This window comes from Nocardia rhizosphaerihabitans, from assembly GCF_014646295.1.
In the GTDB taxonomy this organism is placed as follows: Bacteria; Actinomycetota; Actinomycetes; order Mycobacteriales; family Mycobacteriaceae; genus Nocardia; species Nocardia rhizosphaerihabitans.
Genome location: NZ_BMNE01000003.1, coordinates 574765 through 590745, shown reverse-complemented (window position 1 = coordinate 590745; position 15981 = coordinate 574765). Strand labels below are relative to the sequence as shown.

Below are 15981 nucleotides of genomic sequence, written 5' to 3'. Positions count from 1 at the left end.
ACGGGAGTGGGCGATTCTCGAACCGTCGACTTCGTGCTGGCCAACGACCCAACCGTCACCGCCCACCTCTACGGGTAGTACCCGCTCCGGACCGGACTCACCGTCGTGGTCAGCCGAGTGGGCTGTGGCCCAACAGGACCCGGCCACTGAACCGGGTTTGCTTGGCCCGCGGTAGCGGGTGGAACTGGCAGCCGTGGATGTCGCGGTACAGGCGTTCGAGATCGCATGAGCGCGAGTAGCCCGCGCCGCCGGTGGTCTCGATCGCCAGGCGCACCGTGGTGATGAGGGCGTCGGCGGCGACGGTCTTGCGGCTCAGGGTCCGGCCTGCGTACTCGTCGGTGTTGGCGAAGCCGAGGTTGTCGGAGTCGGTGAACATGGCGGCGACGAGGTCGGCGGCGGTGGTGTAGGCGTTGAGCATCTCGCCTGCCGACTGCAGCGTGTGCGGTTCGGTGCGGCCCGCGAGCAGCCGTGCGGTGAGTTCGACAGCGGAGTCGGCGGCACCGAGGTAGGCGGCGAGCACCAGCGGAAGTGCCGCGCCGATCACCACATTCAACACCGGCGGCCACACCCCGGCGGGCCGGATCATCGACACCGCGGCATCGGGGACGAACACGTCGTCGAGGACCACGGTGTGTGAACCGCTGGCCCGCAGGCCCAACGTGTCCCAGGTCTTGTCGATGCTCACCCCGGGCGCGGTCATCGGGATCGCGCAGTGCAGGACCTGGTCGCCCTCGTCCTCGTAGCGGACGCTGGTGACCAGCACGTCGCCCACCTCGCAACCACTGGCCGGCGCTTTGCGGGCACTCACCCGATACCCGCCGTCCACGCGCACAGCCGAACCATTGGAGTCCACCCAGTCCGAAGCGCCGGTGCTCACCAGGATCGCGCCTGCCGCCACCTTCGCGAACACCGCCGAGGCGTCCACGCCGTGATTGTGCCGCCACACCTGGGCGGCGACGAGATGGGAATGCATCGCGAACGCGACGGCGGTCGACGGATCGTGCCTGCCGAGTTCGCGCAGGATCTCCCCCATCTCCTGATGGCTCGCGCCGCCGCCCCCGAATTCGGTGGGCACGAGCGCGGCGGACAGGCCGCTGGCTCGCAACCGGTCGAACGCGGCGACGGAGATCTCGCCGGTGCGGTCCCGCTCGGGCACCTCAGGGCGGAGGGATTCGCCGATCTCGCGGGCCAGGGCGACGCGGTCGGTGATGGTCGTGGTGTCGGTAAATGTGGAAGTCATGTTTCGAAGGTAGGAACCGCCGCGATAACCAGATAGTCCAGAAAGTGGACTCCCCCGGTCCTGAAAGTGGACCCCGTCGGTGAGGTGACCATGACGACTACGACCGCAGGCTACGGCCAGTACTGCCCCATCTCCCGCGCGCTCGACGTGCTCGGCGAACGCTGGTCGCTGCTGATCCTGCGCGACCTTTCCCTCGGCACCACCCGCTTCAACGACCTCGCCCGCGGCCTCCCCGGACTCTCCCGCAGCCTGCTCGCCAAACGCCTGCGCCAGTTCGAACGCGCCGGGCTGATCGAGAAGATCGGCACCGAACACCTGCTCACCGACGCGGGCACCCAACTCCAGCCGATCCTGTTCGGCCTGGGCGAATGGGGCGCACGCTGGACATTCGGAGCACCCCGCGACGAAGAGCTCGACGCGGCGCTGCTCGTCTGGTGGATGCACACCCGCGTCGACACTTCGAGCCTTCCCGGCCGACGAAACGTCCTGCACATCCGTTTCACCGACGACGTGCGACGGTTCTGGATCGTCGTCGAAGGCGCCGCGCCCTCGGTGTGCGAAACCGATCCCGGCTACCCGGTCGACGTCACCATCGTCGCGGACGTGGCAACGCTCTACGAAGTGTGGCTGGGCCGTATGCCACTGAGTCACGCCCAGCACACCGGCCGAGTGGTATTCACCGGTCCACCCGCCCTCACCCGCCGCATGCCGACCGTCCTGCGACTGAGCCCCGTCGCCGGATACGTCCGCGAATCGGCCATGGCCGAGGACACGACCGCCCGCGCGTCCTGACTTGAATTGAAAACGTGGCAGTTATCACTACCTGGCCTGTCATGTTGGCAACGGCCGTAATCAAAACGTTAGGGTTTCGTCATGGTACGCCACGGAGCAACGCACGCCGACACGGAGGTGCCGAATGTTCCTCTCCCCCAGCAACATCCGGCACATCTCGAACTAGTCGGCGATTCCAGGGACGTCGCCGAAACACCGTCGGACCACGTCGATGACCATTTTCCGCGACTCGGTGACACCAGTTTCCTCACCACCGCGGGGCGGCACCGGCTCGCCGCGTACATCCACACCAAGCTCGCCGAGCTCGCGGAGATGCCGTGATCGCGTGCCGATGACCTAGGCTCGAACGCCAGGAGTCATCGGCGACAGAGTGATTCACGCGAGGAGTGGCGACGTGAGCGGCAGCGACGCAGCGGTCGTCCTTCCCGAACAGGTACGGACCGAGCTGCGCCGCGGCGTGCGCAGCGTTCTCGTCGACACCGCCGCCCTGCGTCTGGTCCGCGAACGATTCGACGACGGCCAGGCCGATTCCCTGCGCCGCTACCTCGAGGCCTCCCAGTCGGCCAACACCCTGCGCGCCTACCGCACGGACTGGATCGCGTGGGCGGGCTGGTGCGTGGCCGAGCAACGCCAGGCGCTGCCCGCCGACCCACTCGATGTCGCCGTGTATCTCGCCGCGGCCGCCGATGCCCGACGCGAGAGCGGCGCCTGGGCCTTCAGCCCCGCGACACTGGACCGCAAGTCCGCCGCCATCGCCGCAGTCCACGCGGCCAACGGACTCCCCTCGCCGACGCGTTCCGACGTCGTCCGGCTCACGTTGCGCGGCATCCGGCGCACCCGGCGCACCCCGCCGACCCGCAAACGGCCGGTCCTGCTGCACACCCTCGATCAACTCCTCGCCGAACTTCCCGAACCCGGCTGGCCCACCGAACCAGCCCGCCGCCGCGATGCCCTCGCACTGCTGGTCGGATTCGCCGGCGCCCTGCGGCGCAGCGAGCTCGCGGGCCTGCGGATCAGTGACGTACATGTACGCACCGACCACACCACCGGCGAACCACTGCTCGTCGTGCACCTGCCGACCACGAAGACCGACCCCACCGGCGTCGCCGAACAGCGCATCGCCCTGCCTCGCGGCAAACACCCCCGGACCTGCCCGATCTGCGCGTTCGCCGACTGGGTCCGCCTCCTGGAGGTCCACGCCGACGCGGGCGATCCCGGCACCCGCTCGTGGACGGCCGATCACCCCGTGCCCGACACCACGATCCACCGCTGCCACGGCTTCACCGGCACGCCACTCAGCACAGACACCGAGCGACCGCTGTTCCCCACCATCAACCGGCACGGTTCCATCGGCGCAGCGCCGCTGTCCGGGCGAGCGGTCGCCGAGCTGGTCAAACGCTACGCCGCACGGGCGGGCCTCGACCCCGACCTGTTCTCCGGCCACTCGCTGCGGGCCGGCTTCGCCACCCAAGCCGCACTCGGCGGCGCCAGCGACCGCGAGATCATGCGCCAGGGCCGCTGGGCGAACCCGCGCACGGTGCACGGCTACATCCGCACCGCGAACCCGCTCGAGGACAATGCCGTCACCAAGCTCGGTCTGTGACGATCAGCTGATCCGGTCCAGCCGGAAGATGCGGAACTCGCGGCCGCCGGAGAGTTCGAACTCCATCTCGTAGCCGGGCCAGAACTCCACGACCTGATCCCAGACGCGCTTTCGCTCGACGCCGGTGATCTCCATGACCGTCACCGGGAACGACGAGCTGCTGTTGTAGCGAACCGAGGCGGTGCGGGCCGCGCGCAGGTTCGCCGACCATGCCGGATGCTGCGGCTTGCCCCAGTTCGAGCCGACGAGATAGAAGCCGTCGCCGTCCGGGACGCACAGCAGTGACGTGGTCCGCGGCTGGCCTGACTTGCGGCCGACCACGGTGACCTCGATCGACGGGAGGCCGGCCAGGTCCAGAACTCCCCACCGGCCGCCGCTGAGCCTGCGTAGCAGTCGTTCGGCCGGTAAGACGACGCCAGCGCCACGCATCACCCAGGGCTGGGTGGCGAATTCGCGTGCGAGGGCAGGTAAGGGATTCCACGCCATCCTCGAATCCTGGCTCGAGGGAAACGGATCCATCGACTCAGGACGGCCCCCTGAGAGGCAACTCACTCGACTCCCCGGAGAGCCGTCACGACATGCGGAGCCTGCCGCCCTCCCTCGTCTGTGCTGGTGAGTTGTCGAGAAATGAGGAGATCGCTGGTATCGGTGGCGGACGTCGATGGAACGAAGAGGATCTTTTATAAGTAGATGCGCATATCTACGTATTGACATGTTGTATATGGACTTTGAGTTCGTTCGCCGCCGCACCGACCTGATTCCCGGAATCAACCTGCCCGATGCCGCACACTGAAACACTCCCCTCCCCCTTTCATGCCAGGAGCGAGTGTCATGCCCTCCCCCAGTGGTCGCCGATTCCTTGTCACGATCGCCTTGGCCGCCGCGACCCTGCTCCCGGCCAGCCTCTCCCCCACCCTCGCTCGACCTCCCGCACCCGCCCAGTTGGCGCCCCTCGGACCCGAATTCCTCTGGGGCGTGGCAGCGTCCGGCTTCCAAGCCGAAGGCGATGCGCCGGACAGCAATTGGCGCCGATACGCCGAATCGGGCGCCACGCACGACCCGTATCTGAACTCGGTCGACTTCCGCACGCGCTACCGATCCGACATCGCCCTCGCCGCGGATCTCGGTGTGCGCGTGTACCGCATCGGCATCGAATGGGCTCGGGTGCAACCGCAACCCGGCGTCTGGGACGAGAGCGCACTCGCCTTCTACGACGATGTCGTCCGGGCGATCACCGACGCGGGCATGCGCCCGATGCTGACCCTCGACCACTGGGTGTACCCGGGCTGGGCCGCCGATCGGGGCGGCTGGCGCGATCCCGACATCGTGACGAACTGGCTGGCGAACGCCCGGCGCGTGGTCGACCGCTTCGCCGGCGTCGACCCGCTCTGGGTGACCTTCAACGAGCCGACGTTCTATCTGGTCAACGAGCTGCGTCGCGGCGGTATCGGCACGACCGACGCACTCACCATGGGTGAACGAATCACGCAGGCGCACAACAGCATCTACGACTACATCCATGCCGTGCAGCCCGGCGCCCAGGTCACCAGCAATGTCGCCTACATCCCCGCCGCCGACGACGCGGTCAGCGGCCCACTGATCGACCGGATCTCGGCCCGCCTGGACTACATCGGCATCGACTACTACTACGGTCTGTCCCCCACCCAGCTCGCCGTCCCCGATTTCGACCGGCTCTGGACGATTCCGCTGCAGGCCGAAGGCATCTACTACGCGCTCGATCACTACGCGCGCCGCTTCCCCGGCAAGCCCCTCTACATCGTCGAGAACGGCATCCCCACCGAGAACGGGCTGCCACGCGCGGACGGCTACACCCGTGCCGATTCGCTGCGCGACACCGTCTACTGGTTGCAGCGCGCCGTCGCCGACGGCATCCCGCTGATGGGCTACAACTACTGGAGCCTCACCGACAACTACGAATGGGGTTCCTACACACCACGGTTCGGCCTCTACACGGTCGACGTGCTCACCGACCCCACCCTCTCCCGTAAGCCGACCGACGCCGTCGCGGCCTACCGGGCGATCACCGCGCTCGGTGGCGTCCCCGCCGGTTATCGACCGACGCGCGGACCCGTGCCGTGCTCCCTGGTCGACGCATTGACCAGCTGCACCGATCCTGTGTCGGTCCCGCGGTAGCGGTTTCGGGACCCGCCGGGTGCTCTACACTCGGGCGGGTGTCGAGCGCAACGTCACGCCCCTCCAGCGCCGTGAGCGGCAGACAAGCCCGATGGCAGCCGCACAACGACAGCCGCCGGGAGCGGATCGTGCTGTCGGCGGTCGAGTTGATCGAGCAGGCGCCCGCCGGCGTCGAAGTCCCGATCGTGCAGATCGCCGAGAACGCCGGCCTCGCGAAATCCGTCGTCTACCGGCAGTTCGCCGGTCGTGACGAGCTGGATCGCCGGATCAGGAGCGAGATCGCGGACCGATTCGTCGCCGACATCGACGACGCCCTCGATATCGGCGACGGGTCCATCCGCGAAATCCTCGTGCGCACCGTCGGCGGCGTGGTCACCTGGATCGAGGAGCATCCGCGGCTGCACGAGTTCCTGCGCACCGGCCCGTCGGAGACCGATCCCGATGTCGACGCGATGAGCGCGCTGATCGGAACCATCGCCGCGTCGACCAGGGCGCTGGTCACCGGTCTCGCCGGTGTCGTCGGCGTGACCGACGACGGCTCGGCCGACACCATGACCTTCGCCATCGTGTCGATGACCGAAGCCACCGTCACCCGCTGGGCCAACGACCCGAATCCGGTCCTGACCAGGGAGCAGCTGATCGAGGAGGTCGCCTCCTACGCCTGGCACGTCGTCGACGGCGTCGCTCGCAGGCACGGTCTCACCCTCGATCCCGATCAGCAGCTCGTCGAGATCATTTCCCAGCTGGCCACCGGTGCCGGCTGAGCCACCGCCACCGGTCGGCATTCACGCGATCCGGCGTGTGCCGCGCTCGGGCTCGCTACGGTAGCGCGAGATGGGTCCGTCGACGCCGAGCGCCCGCCACGTCCGTCGCGCGATCGGGTTCATCAGGCCCAGGTCGTCGGCCAGCTTGCGCATGTCGCCGAAGTAGCCGGACAGGATCTTCTGGGAGTGCTCCGACTTCCAGAAGGCCTGCTCGATCACCTCGTGCGGAATGTCGAACTCCCGCTCGAACGACCGCGGCGGCGCCATGATCTCCCCGGCGAGCCAGCGCATGGCGATCGGGAACGCCACCGAACACACGCCACGGTTGAACTTGCCCATCCGCCCGATATGCGCGGCGAGGAATTCGCCCGCGAAGGAGATGTGGCGCGCTTCCTCGGCGATGTGGATCTCCATGGTGCGCAACACCATCGGCGGCATCGACGAACCCTCGCGGATGACGGCCTTCTGGTAGTGGTCGATCGGTTCCTCGCCACCGAGGATGCCGATGAACAGGATCGTGTGGGCGTAGCCGCCCGCGACGCCGATCAGCGGGGAGAGCGCCTTGAACAGCGGCCGCATGCCCGGCACGTCGACGCCGATGCGGTTGATCAGTTCCTGGAACATCTGGATGTGGTTGCACTCTTCGGTCATCTCGTGCAAGCAGTACCGGAACTCGGGCGAGCCGTTGGGCAGCTTCATGATGTACTGCATCATTCCGCGGATCAGGATGCTCTCGAAGGCAGCGCCGACCTTGATGACATTGGCGGTGCGCCATTTGCCGATCGCGACCTGCTTGTCGAGCGGCTGGTCGCGGTACCACTGGGTCGCGCCCAGCGGATCGACCTCGGGCGAGAGCACCCAGCGCACATCGTTCGGGTCAAGAGCGAGCTCCGGCGAATCCCAATCGATATCGAGGTAGGGATCGAAATGCCGGTCGACGGACCCCTGTGAAAGGGTCGCCAGCGCATCTCGGTACTCCTCGGTGATGAGTCCGCCACGGCTCGATTCGGTCAGCGTCATCGGTGCCTCCTCGGTTCGCGTCCGGCGCGGGCACTGTAAGCGCCGTCACACCGGTTACCCCGAGAATAACTGAGACTCCCAGTCCCACACAACCCACCACGCCGACTTGTGATCAGCCGTCCGTCTTCGACTACTCGACGAGGAGGACGACCAGTTGGCGGGCCAGCCCGGCATCGCCGGGGCCGCCGAGCCAGACCAGGGGGCGACGGGGGTCGAGGCGGTCGAGGGCGTCGGGGAGGGAGCCGAAGACTCGGTCGGCGCGGACTACGCAGACTTGCGGGATCGCCTCGGAGACGGCGGGACCACCATCGACGTCCAGTGCCAGCGAACCGCTCGATGCGTCGCCGGCGACGACGTCGCGGACCACCGCGTCACCGGCTTCGGTGGTGCCGGAGCCTCCGTGCACGACCTGGTGACCCGGTGCGCTCGCCCAGTGATCGAGCCAGGCCGGACCCGGTTCGACGGCCGCCAGGACCGAGCTCGCGCTCATGCCGTAGAGCACGTCCGCGACCGCGGCGGGCAGGCCCGCGATGTCGACGGTTCGCACGAGCGAGCCGTGTTCGCGCAACCGGTCGGCGAATCGGGTGAGTACGGCCGCCCGTTCGGCCGGATCGACGTCGTCACCGTGGCCCGACGTACGGCGCATCGGCACCCGACGCTCGTCGTCGGGTAGGTCTAGCAGCCTGTCACGGACTCGGCGCAAGATCTCCTCGCGAGAATTCACTCGGGCACTCCCGTTCGTTGGCGACACCGGTGGACATCGCCGTTCACACATCTCTCACCCCACATACCGCGGGAATCACCTCGTTCGCTACCGTACCGACCGGTCTACGGTAGGCGGTCCGACGCTCCGAACCGAATGGCTAGTTCGTGGCAACCTGCGTGAAGCCGAGCATCCGCAGCAACTGGTCGACCTGCAAGTCGAACACTTCGGCCCGATCGGCGAAGGTATCGCGGCCGTACATGTCGAAGACGTCGAAGTTCACGGCGCCGAACAGGGTCGTCCAGGCGGTGAGGGCGACGGCGATCAGCCAGTCCGGGGCGGCCAGGCCGAACTGCTCACGGATAGCGGAGAAATCGCCCGCGGTGGATGGTGAGATCACCGGTTCCGCGGTGGGGGCGCTGAGCTGCCCGGCGCGGTAGGCGCTGTCGACGATGCCGAGCAGCGTCGCGATCACCCGCACGCCGGGCGCTTCGGTGTCCTCGGCGGGCGCGGCGTAGCCGGGCACGGGGGTGCCGAAGAGCAAGCCGTACCAGGCGGGCTCGGCCAGCGCCCACGCCCGGACCGTCCGCGCGACCGTCCGGAATCGGGTCGCCGGATCGTCGGGTGCCTCGGCCAGTGCGGCGTCGACCGCGTCGCCGAGCGCGTTGTAGCCGTCCACCACGAGCATGGTCAGCAGTTCGTCACGACTGCGCACGTATCGGTACACCGCCGAGGACACGACGCCCAGATCACGGGCGACAGCGCGCAGGGACAGTGCCGCGGCGCCCTGCGACGCGAGGTGCTCCCGGCCGATCCGTTTGATGTCGGCGATCGTCTGGGCGCGAGCCAGTGCCCGCGGTCCTGGTCGGTCGGTACTCATCGACCGATCATCGCGCACCGGCGGCGCCGTGCAGGCGGCGGCGTTCGGCCGTGTCCTCGACCGGGTCGACCACATTGGCCGCGCGTTCGATCTCCGCGGCGAAGGTCGCGCCGCCGACCTCCCAGGCCATGGCGAGGAACTGGTCGCGGAAGCGGGTGAGGTCGACGCCGATGTCCTCGCCGCCGTAGCCGGTGCCCGCCGCGGCGCGGACCGTGCGCACGACATCGTCGGCGAGGTCGGCGATCCGTTCGCGGATCAGCGTGCGCAGCACACCGCTGAGGGTGATGTCGGTGCCGACGTCGTAGAGCACGAGCGCGCCCTTGAGCATGGGGCGGTCGGGCACGAACCAGCTGTCGCCGCGACGCTCGAGGTAGCCCGCCGCGATCAATTCGGCCAGGACGTCGGTGCCGCGGTCGCCGAGCAGGCCGGTCAGTTCGGCATCGTCGACCAGGACGGCGCGCTCCCCCGTCTGCGCGGCGCGCGGGTCGAAGAGCATCCGCCAGTCACCGGCGCCGGGCGAGGGTTCGGCGTCGAACACCTCGCGGATGGCGTCCAGGCGCAGCCCGCGGGCCTGCATGGCGACGATGTCGCGCAGCCGGTCCAGGTGCGCGTCGGAGTACACGACCTCCTTGCCGGCGCGGCCGGGTTTCGGCAGCACGCCGAGCGAGTGGTAGTAGCGGATCGTGCGCGCCGCCACGCCGCTGATGTCGGCGAGTTCCGCACGGGTGTATCGAGGCACCCGACCAGCATAGGGCCGATCCCGCCGAACTTTGACAGTTGTGGCTGTCGACGTTAGCGTTACCGACGTCACTGTCGACACCCTTCGAGGAGCCCTCGTATGTCCGATCGCACCACCGACTTCGACGTCTTGATCGTCGGCTCCGGCTTCGGCGGCAGTGTCACCGCACTGCGCCTGGTGGAGAAGGGGTACAAGGTCGGCATTCTCGAGGCCGGCCGCCGATTCGCCGACGACGAGCTGCCCAAGACCAGCTGGGACCTGCGCAAATTCCTGTGGGCGCCCAAGCTCGGCTGCTTCGGCATCCAGCGCATCCATCCCCTGCGCGACGTGCTGATCCTCGGCGGCGCCGGTGTCGGCGGTGGTTCGCTGAACTACGCCAACACCCTCTACGTCCCGCCGGAGCCGTTCTTCCAGGACGCCCAGTGGCGCGACATCACCGACTGGCGCGCCGAGCTCACCCCGTACTACGAGCGGGCCAAGAAGATGCTCGGTGTGGTGCAGAACCCGCACATGACCCCCGCCGACGAGATCTTCAAGGCCGTCGCCGAGGACATGGGCGTCGGTGACACCTTCGTGCAGACCCCCGTCGGCGTGTTCTTCGGGGAGCCGGGCAAGACCGTGGCCGACCCGTACTTCGGTGGCGTCGGCCCCGAGCGCACCGGGTGCGTGGAGTGCGGCGACTGCATGGTCGGCTGCAAGTTCGGCGCCAAGAACACCCTGGTCAAGAACTACCTGTACCTCGCGGAAAAGGCCGGGGCACAGATCATTCCGATGACGACGGTCAACGCGCTGCGTCCGCTGCCCGACGGCACCTGGGATGTCGCGACCGAGCGCACCGGCGCCTGGGTCCGCAAGGATCCCAAGACCTACACGGCCAAGCAGGTCGTGCTCGCCGCGGGCACCCTCGGCACCCAGAAGCTGCTGCACTCGATGCGCGATCAGGGTGTGCTGCCGAACCTGTCGGACAAGCTGGGCCTGCTGACCCGCACCAACTCCGAGTCCATCGTCGGCGCGGCGACCAAGACGCTCGCGCCAGGCCAGGACTTCACCAAGGGTGTCGCGATCACCTCCTCGATCCACCCGACCCCCGACACCCACATCGAGCCGGTCCGTTACGGCAAGGGATCCAACTCGATGGGTCTGCTGCAGACCCTCATGGTCGACGGTGGCGGCAAGGTCCCGCGCTGGCTGCGCTTCCTCGGCGTCGCCCTGATGCATCCGCTGCTGCTGGTGCGCTTCCTGAGCGTGAAGAACTGGAGCGAGCGCACCATCATCTCGCTGGTGATGCAGCACCTGGACAACTCGATCACCACCTACACCAAGCGCGGCCTGTTCGGCGGGCGCAAGCTCACCTCCAAGCAGGGCCACGGCGAACCGAATCCGACCTGGATTCCGGCGGGCAACGATGTCACCCGCCGGGTCGCGGAGAAGATCGGCGGCGTCGCGGGCGGCACCTGGGGTGAGGTGTTCAATGTCCCCCTGACCGCGCACTTCCTCGGCGGCGCCGCCATCGGCGCCGACCGCGAGCACGGCGTGATCGACGCCTACCACCGCGTCTTCGGTTACCCCACACTGAGTGTCGTCGACGGCGCCGCCGTCTCGGCGAACCTGGGCGTGAACCCGTCGCTGACCATCACCGCCCAGGCCGAGCGCGCGGCCGCCTACTGGCCGAACAAGGGCGAGGTCGACACCCGTCCCGAGCAGAGCGCCGGGTACTCCCAGATCGAACCGGTCGCCCCGCACCAGCCCGCCGTCCCCGCGGGCGCGCCCGCCGCGCTGGTGCTGCCGATCGTGGAGATCCGCAGCAAGGAGCAGACCGCGGGCTGAGACCCCAGAAGAGGCCCCGGACACCCGGTTTCGCACCGAGTATCCGGGGCTTCTCGGTTTCGCCACGAGGCCTCCATTCAGGATCGGCCTGAGTATCACGCCGTGGCAACGGTCTCCGGGTGCGCAGCTCCGGTTTTCGCGGGCATCGACGGCCACCAGACCTTGTCACCCAGCAGCTCGAACAGCGCCGGAACCACCAGCGTCCGCACGACGAAGGTATCGAGCAGGATGCCGACTCCGACGACGATGCCCAACTGGGTGAGCGTGATCAACGGCAGCACACCCAGCACACAGAACACCGCGGCGAGGACCGCACCGGCGCTGGTGATCACCGCTCCGGTCGAGGCGACGGCGCGGACCATCCCCTGGGTGGTGCCGTGCGCGGCCGCCTCCTCGCGCGCTCTGGTCACCAGGAAGATCGTGTAGTCCACGCCGAGGGCGACCAGGAACAGAAACCCGAACAGCGGAACGTTGGTATCCAACGCCGGGAATCCGAACACCGTGTCGCTGATCCAGCTGCCCGCGCCGAGCGCCGCGAGCGCACTGAGCACCGTCACGCCGACCAGCAGAACCGCCGCGGGAACCGCGCGCAACAGCACCAACAGGACCAGCAGTACGACGGCGAGGATCAGCGGGATGACCATCGCCTGATCACGGCGGGCGGCGTCGCGGATGTCGAGCGCCTCGGCATCGGAACCACCGACGAGCGCATCGGCACCGGGTACACCCCCGACCGCAGTCCTGATCGCCTCGACCGTGCTGAACGCCTCCGCCGAGCCTGGTGTCGCGTCCAGGACCACAGACCAGCGCGTGGTGCCACCGTCGGAGGTGCCGGTGCGCGTGGCACGCGAAACACCCTGCACTTTTTCGAGTTCCGACTGCACGGAGTCTGAGGCCGTGGTGCGCGCGATCACCACGGCGGGATCGGCGGAGCCGGAGGGGAAGTGCGCGGCCATGGTCTGCAACCCGTCGACGGATTCGGCCTCGACCCGGAACTGCTCGGTCCGGGAGAGCCCGATGTCGGTGGTCGCGAGCCCGGTCGCGAAGACGACCAGGACCGCTGACGCGGCGCCTGCGACGACGGCCGGACGGCGAACCACCCGCATCGCCACGGCGGCCCAGAGGCCGTGCTCAGCTGGATCACGACCGTCTGCGCTGGGCACGAACGGCCAGAAGACGCGGCGCCCGCACAGGGCCAGGGCGGGTGGCAGGGCGAAAAGCACGAAGATCAGCGCCACCACCAGTCCCGCCGCGGCGAACGCACCCAAGCTGCGCGTATTGGGCAGCGCGGCCAGCAACAACGTCAGCAGGGCCAGCACGACGGTGATGTTGCTGGCGACGATGGCCGGCGCGGCATGGCGCACCGCCGCGCGCAGGGCGACGCGATGGTCGGCATGCCGATGCAGTTCGTCGCGGTACCGCGAGACCAGCAGCAACGCGTAGTTCGTGCCTGCGCCGAAGACCAGGACGCTGGTGATGCCGGAGGTCGAACCGTCGAAGGTCAGGCCGGTGAGCTGGGCCAGCGCGGTGCCAACGCTGGTAGCGACGCGGTCGGCCAGGCCGACGACCGCCAACGGGACCAACCACAAGATCGGTGAGCGGTAGGTGACGATCAGCAGAGTCATCACCACCAGCGCCGTCACGATCAGCAGCAGCGTGTTCGCCCCGGAGAACGAGTCGGCGATATCGGCTCCGAAGGCAGGCCCGCCGGTCACCTGCACGCGCAGCGGTTCGGGCAAGCCGGTGGTGACGGTGGCACGCAGTGCGTCGATCCGGTCGGTGAGCGCGAAACCGTTGAGGTCGGCGGACACCGGGATCTGGGCGATGGCGGCGCGACCGTCGGGCGCCGGAACCAGGCGGGGACCGCTGGTCGAGGGCACATCAGCCCGGACGAGCGCGTCCTCCAGCGCCGCCAGATCAGGGGCTGTCAGCACGCCGTCGTCGGTGCGGGTCGCCACCATGATCGCGGCGGCCTGCCCTGCGTCCGGGAAGTCCGCGACCGCCGCGGCGGCCCTGGCAGATTCCGCCGACGACGGTAGCGACACCGGAGCCCGGCCCGCGCTGTCGTTGCTGCCCGCCAACGCCATGACGGCCACCGCGGCCGCCACCACCGCCAGGAGCACCGCCCACGATCGCCGTCCGGTGACCAGCTGGGCGAACCGGTCCCATCCCTGTCCACTACTCGCTCGCATCACAAGGGAAACTATTTCAGAAACTTAACTACCCGGCAATGCCGACCCCCGGGAACAGCTAAGCTCGCAGCCGGACCGAGAGGAGACACCGCGTGGACGAGGACACCGCGAACCCTGATCCGGCCCTCGACCGACCGGGGCTGGAAACCGAGATCGCCCGGGATCTGCGCGCGCTGACCGCGATCTCCGAACAGATCGGCCACGTCTTCGCGCGCTCGAACAGCCTGCGCCCGAACGACTTCCGTGCCCTCATGCACGTCGCGACCGCGGACGCCGAAGGCACACCGCTCACCGCGGGCCGGCTCAGCAAGCTCATGGGCGTCTCCGCCCCCGCTGTCACCTACCTGGTCGAGCGCATGATCGAATCCGGACATCTCGAACGGGTCCCCGATGCCACGGACCGGCGCCGCGTCCACCTCGGCTACACCGACCACGGGATGTCCGTGGCGGCCGGCTTCTTCGGCCCCCTCAGCGCCCGCACCCGCGCGGCACTGGCCGACCTACCCGACGCCGACCTGGCAGCCGCCCATCGAGTCTTCGTCGGGATCACGGCCGCACTGCGCGATTTCTACGGGGAACTACCGGGAGAGGCCGCCGACTAGGCAAGACCGCAGACTGAACCCCCGCGCCTAGGCAGGTCGGTGAACCAGCCTGGTCGTGGGCCAGTTCCGCCTCCCCCGTCCACCATGACCTCCATCAGTACGCCGACGTACCGGCTGAAGCCTTCTTCAGCCGCTTCGCTGGTGATTCCAGGGGCGATGGCCGTATCAACCACGATGGACCCATCGGTGAGGCCGCGCTGCGGCGCCACGGTCGGCAGCCACGCGGTGCTGGCTGCCCAGGTCCGCCAGCTCAGCGACATCCTCACCGCGCGGGAAAACGCCGAGATCGGCATCACGCCCTCGACGCCGAATTCGTTTCTCCTGCCGATAATTTCGTCATCCACGACTCGACCCATCGAACAGCTACCCCACTGAGGAAACACAGGCACCGACTTTCGGTGCAGAACAACCCTTTTCGCTGGTACCGGCTCCGCGCACCGCAGCCGCGCCCAGCATCTCAGCGCCACGGAACACGACAGACAACGCGATCCGGCACGTTACAACGGAGGATTCGATGAGCATCCACCAGCTGGTCGGCATCAGCTACGACGAGATCGTTCGCAACAAGTACATGCCCGTGATCCGGGACGAGATCACCGAGGGACACCTCGACTCCTGGTCGCTGATAGACCTCGGACCCGAGCGCGAGGTCATCGAGGCACGACTCGTCGGCGCCGACCCGCAACCGCGCACGAAGTTCTTCGTCCAAGCCGACAACGGCGAACGCGCACTGGCGTTGGAAGCCACGCGGACAGCGCTGCGCCACCTTCGGCAGCCGGGCCTGGTACCTCAGTACAGGATGCAACCTTCGACCGGACAGTCCGGCCGGGTGGTCTGTGTCGTGTACGCCGCCGCTGGTCAGTTCGGCACGGGTCGACCGGAGGCGGCGGTCAGGCTACGGACCAGCAGGTCGACGATCGCTCGTCTGTCCGCGTCGTCGCGCTTGTGGGTAAGCAGTCCTTCGATGACGAAGGTGCCGATGGCGGACATGCCCGCGAGGTCGGTCTCGGTGACTCCGGCAGCGCGGAGGCTGTCGTCGAACAGCGCGTCTGCCAGCCGGTGGAACGCGGAGTGCCAGGCGTCGATGGCGGGCGAGGCTGTAGCGCGGGCGTGGACGGTGTTGACGAGCCCATGCAGCTGTTCGAGCTGGTCGACCACCCACAGCAGGCGGTCGTTCAACGACATGTCTGCGATTTCGGTGTAGGTGGCGAGCGCCTCGGCCAGGAGGCGGTCCAGGACTGCGATGAGCAACTCGTCCTTGTCCTGGAAGTACCAGTAGATCGTATTGACGGCGACTCCTGCGCTTCTGGCGATCCGTGCCGTGGACGCCGACTCGAAGCCGTCGTCGATGAACAGGCGTTGCGCGGCGGAGATGATCTCCTCGCGCTTCTCCTCGCGGTCCTGCGGGCGTCGATTCCTGGGCACCCCATCATCCTATCTTGAGCGGTGCTCAAGAAAACGCTAC

Annotated in this window: 16 protein-coding genes; 7 read left to right on the top strand and 9 right to left on the bottom strand. The window is 68.2% G+C overall.

Going from position 1 to position 15981, the window contains the following annotated elements:
* Positions 1-109: 109 nt before the first annotated feature.
* Entirely contained in the window at positions 110-1240 is a 1131-nt protein-coding gene (locus IEY60_RS15610; RefSeq protein ID WP_189028645.1) for an acyl-CoA dehydrogenase family protein, read from the bottom strand.
* A 90-nt stretch (positions 1241-1330) separates the two neighbouring features.
* Between IEY60_RS15610 and IEY60_RS15605 the strand changes: the two genes are divergently transcribed.
* The 3 genes from IEY60_RS15605 (at position 1331) to IEY60_RS15595 (ending at position 3635) form a co-directional block, all read left to right on the top strand.
* Positions 1331-2032 carry a winged helix-turn-helix transcriptional regulator gene (locus IEY60_RS15605; RefSeq protein ID WP_189028643.1) on the top strand — a complete coding sequence of 234 codons (702 nt, stop codon included), beginning with the start codon at positions 1331-1333 and terminating at the stop codon, positions 2030-2032.
* A gap of 81 nt (positions 2033-2113) precedes the next feature.
* Complete coding sequence (locus tag IEY60_RS15600; protein ID WP_189028641.1) at positions 2114-2353, top strand: hypothetical protein; 240 nt, start codon at positions 2114-2116, stop codon at positions 2351-2353.
* Positions 2354-2426: 73 nt separating this feature from the next.
* On the top strand, positions 2427-3635 hold the full coding sequence (locus tag IEY60_RS15595; RefSeq protein ID WP_189028639.1) for a site-specific integrase: 1209 nt from the start codon (positions 2427-2429) through the stop codon (positions 3633-3635).
* Positions 3636-3638: 3 nt separating this feature from the next.
* On the opposite strand, the gene IEY60_RS15590 is transcribed toward IEY60_RS15595, so the two are convergent.
* Entirely contained in the window at positions 3639-4121 is a 483-nt protein-coding gene (locus tag IEY60_RS15590) for a nitroreductase family deazaflavin-dependent oxidoreductase (protein ID WP_189028637.1), read from the bottom strand.
* 345 nt (positions 4122-4466) lie between these two features.
* Here IEY60_RS15590 and IEY60_RS15585 point away from each other — a divergent pair, with 345 nt between their 5' ends.
* Both IEY60_RS15585 and IEY60_RS15580 read left to right on the top strand, forming a co-directional pair.
* Positions 4467-5789 (top strand): family 1 glycosylhydrolase, encoded by a 1323-nt coding sequence (locus IEY60_RS15585; RefSeq protein ID WP_189028635.1) that lies wholly within the window; start codon positions 4467-4469, stop codon positions 5787-5789.
* A 38-nt stretch (positions 5790-5827) separates the two neighbouring features.
* Positions 5828-6553: a TetR/AcrR family transcriptional regulator gene (locus tag IEY60_RS15580; RefSeq protein WP_229739856.1), complete on the top strand. Its 726-nt coding sequence runs from the start codon at positions 5828-5830 to the stop codon at positions 6551-6553.
* A 21-nt stretch (positions 6554-6574) separates the two neighbouring features.
* On the opposite strand, the gene IEY60_RS15575 is transcribed toward IEY60_RS15580, so the two are convergent.
* The 4 genes from IEY60_RS15575 to IEY60_RS15560 all read right to left on the bottom strand — a co-directional run bounded on the left by IEY60_RS15575 (position 6575) and on the right by IEY60_RS15560 (position 9895).
* A complete protein-coding gene (locus IEY60_RS15575) occupies positions 6575-7573 on the bottom strand; it encodes an AurF N-oxygenase family protein (protein WP_189028633.1) in 999 nt (332 codons plus the stop codon).
* Between the two features lie 130 nt (positions 7574-7703).
* Positions 7704-8297: a hypothetical protein gene (locus tag IEY60_RS15570; RefSeq protein WP_189028630.1), complete on the bottom strand. Its 594-nt coding sequence runs from the start codon at positions 8295-8297 to the stop codon at positions 7704-7706.
* A 139-nt stretch (positions 8298-8436) separates the two neighbouring features.
* Entirely contained in the window at positions 8437-9156 is a 720-nt protein-coding gene (locus tag IEY60_RS15565; protein ID WP_189028628.1) for a TetR/AcrR family transcriptional regulator, read from the bottom strand.
* A 7-nt stretch (positions 9157-9163) separates the two neighbouring features.
* A complete protein-coding gene (locus tag IEY60_RS15560) occupies positions 9164-9895 on the bottom strand; it encodes a MerR family transcriptional regulator (protein WP_189028626.1) in 732 nt (243 codons plus the stop codon).
* 99 nt (positions 9896-9994) lie between these two features.
* On the opposite strand from IEY60_RS15560, the gene IEY60_RS15555 reads away from it, so the two are divergent.
* Positions 9995-11722, top strand: a complete 1728-nt coding sequence (locus IEY60_RS15555; protein WP_189028624.1) for a GMC oxidoreductase — start codon at positions 9995-9997, stop codon at positions 11720-11722.
* Between the two features lie 95 nt (positions 11723-11817).
* Here IEY60_RS15555 and IEY60_RS15550 read toward each other — a convergent pair whose 3' ends face one another.
* Complete coding sequence (locus IEY60_RS15550) at positions 11818-13914, bottom strand: MMPL family transporter (protein WP_189028622.1); 2097 nt, start codon at positions 13912-13914, stop codon at positions 11818-11820.
* Between the two features lie 92 nt (positions 13915-14006).
* Here IEY60_RS15550 and IEY60_RS15545 point away from each other — a divergent pair, with 92 nt between their 5' ends.
* A complete protein-coding gene (locus IEY60_RS15545) occupies positions 14007-14516 on the top strand; it encodes a MarR family winged helix-turn-helix transcriptional regulator (protein ID WP_189028620.1) in 510 nt (169 codons plus the stop codon).
* On the opposite strand, the gene IEY60_RS15540 is transcribed toward IEY60_RS15545, so the two are convergent.
* Together IEY60_RS15540 and IEY60_RS15535 are read right to left on the bottom strand one after the other, a co-directional pair.
* On the bottom strand, positions 14513-14860 hold the full coding sequence (locus IEY60_RS15540; protein WP_189028618.1) for a hypothetical protein: 348 nt from the start codon (positions 14858-14860) through the stop codon (positions 14513-14515). The two genes, IEY60_RS15545 and IEY60_RS15540, sit on opposite strands and share 4 nt — an antisense overlap.
* A gap of 514 nt (positions 14861-15374) precedes the next feature.
* Positions 15375-15941, bottom strand: a complete 567-nt coding sequence (locus tag IEY60_RS15535; RefSeq protein WP_189028616.1) for a TetR/AcrR family transcriptional regulator — start codon at positions 15939-15941, stop codon at positions 15375-15377.
* Positions 15942-15981 lie beyond the last annotated feature (40 nt).

Bases quoted from the DNA above. Each gene is read 5' to 3' on its own strand.
- IEY60_RS15575 (WP_189028633.1), bottom strand. From the start codon at position 7,573: ATGACGCTGACCGAATCGAGCCGTGGCGGACTCATCACCGAGGAGTAC.
- IEY60_RS15605 (WP_189028643.1), top strand. From the start codon at position 1,331: ATGACGACTACGACCGCAGGCTACGGCCAGTACTGCCCCATCTCCCGC.
- IEY60_RS15590 (WP_189028637.1), bottom strand. From the start codon at position 4,121: ATGGCGTGGAATCCCTTACCTGCCCTCGCACGCGAATTCGCCACCCAG.
- IEY60_RS15550 (WP_189028622.1), bottom strand. From the start codon at position 13,914: ATGCGAGCGAGTAGTGGACAGGGATGGGACCGGTTCGCCCAGCTGGTC.
- IEY60_RS15565 (WP_189028628.1), bottom strand. From the start codon at position 9,156: ATGAGTACCGACCGACCAGGACCGCGGGCACTGGCTCGCGCCCAGACG.
- IEY60_RS15610 (WP_189028645.1), bottom strand. From the start codon at position 1,240: ATGACTTCCACATTTACCGACACCACGACCATCACCGACCGCGTCGCC.
- IEY60_RS15585 (WP_189028635.1), top strand. From the start codon at position 4,467: ATGCCCTCCCCCAGTGGTCGCCGATTCCTTGTCACGATCGCCTTGGCC.
- IEY60_RS15600 (WP_189028641.1), top strand. From the start codon at position 2,114: ATGGTACGCCACGGAGCAACGCACGCCGACACGGAGGTGCCGAATGTT.
- IEY60_RS15555 (WP_189028624.1), top strand. From the start codon at position 9,995: ATGTCCGATCGCACCACCGACTTCGACGTCTTGATCGTCGGCTCCGGC.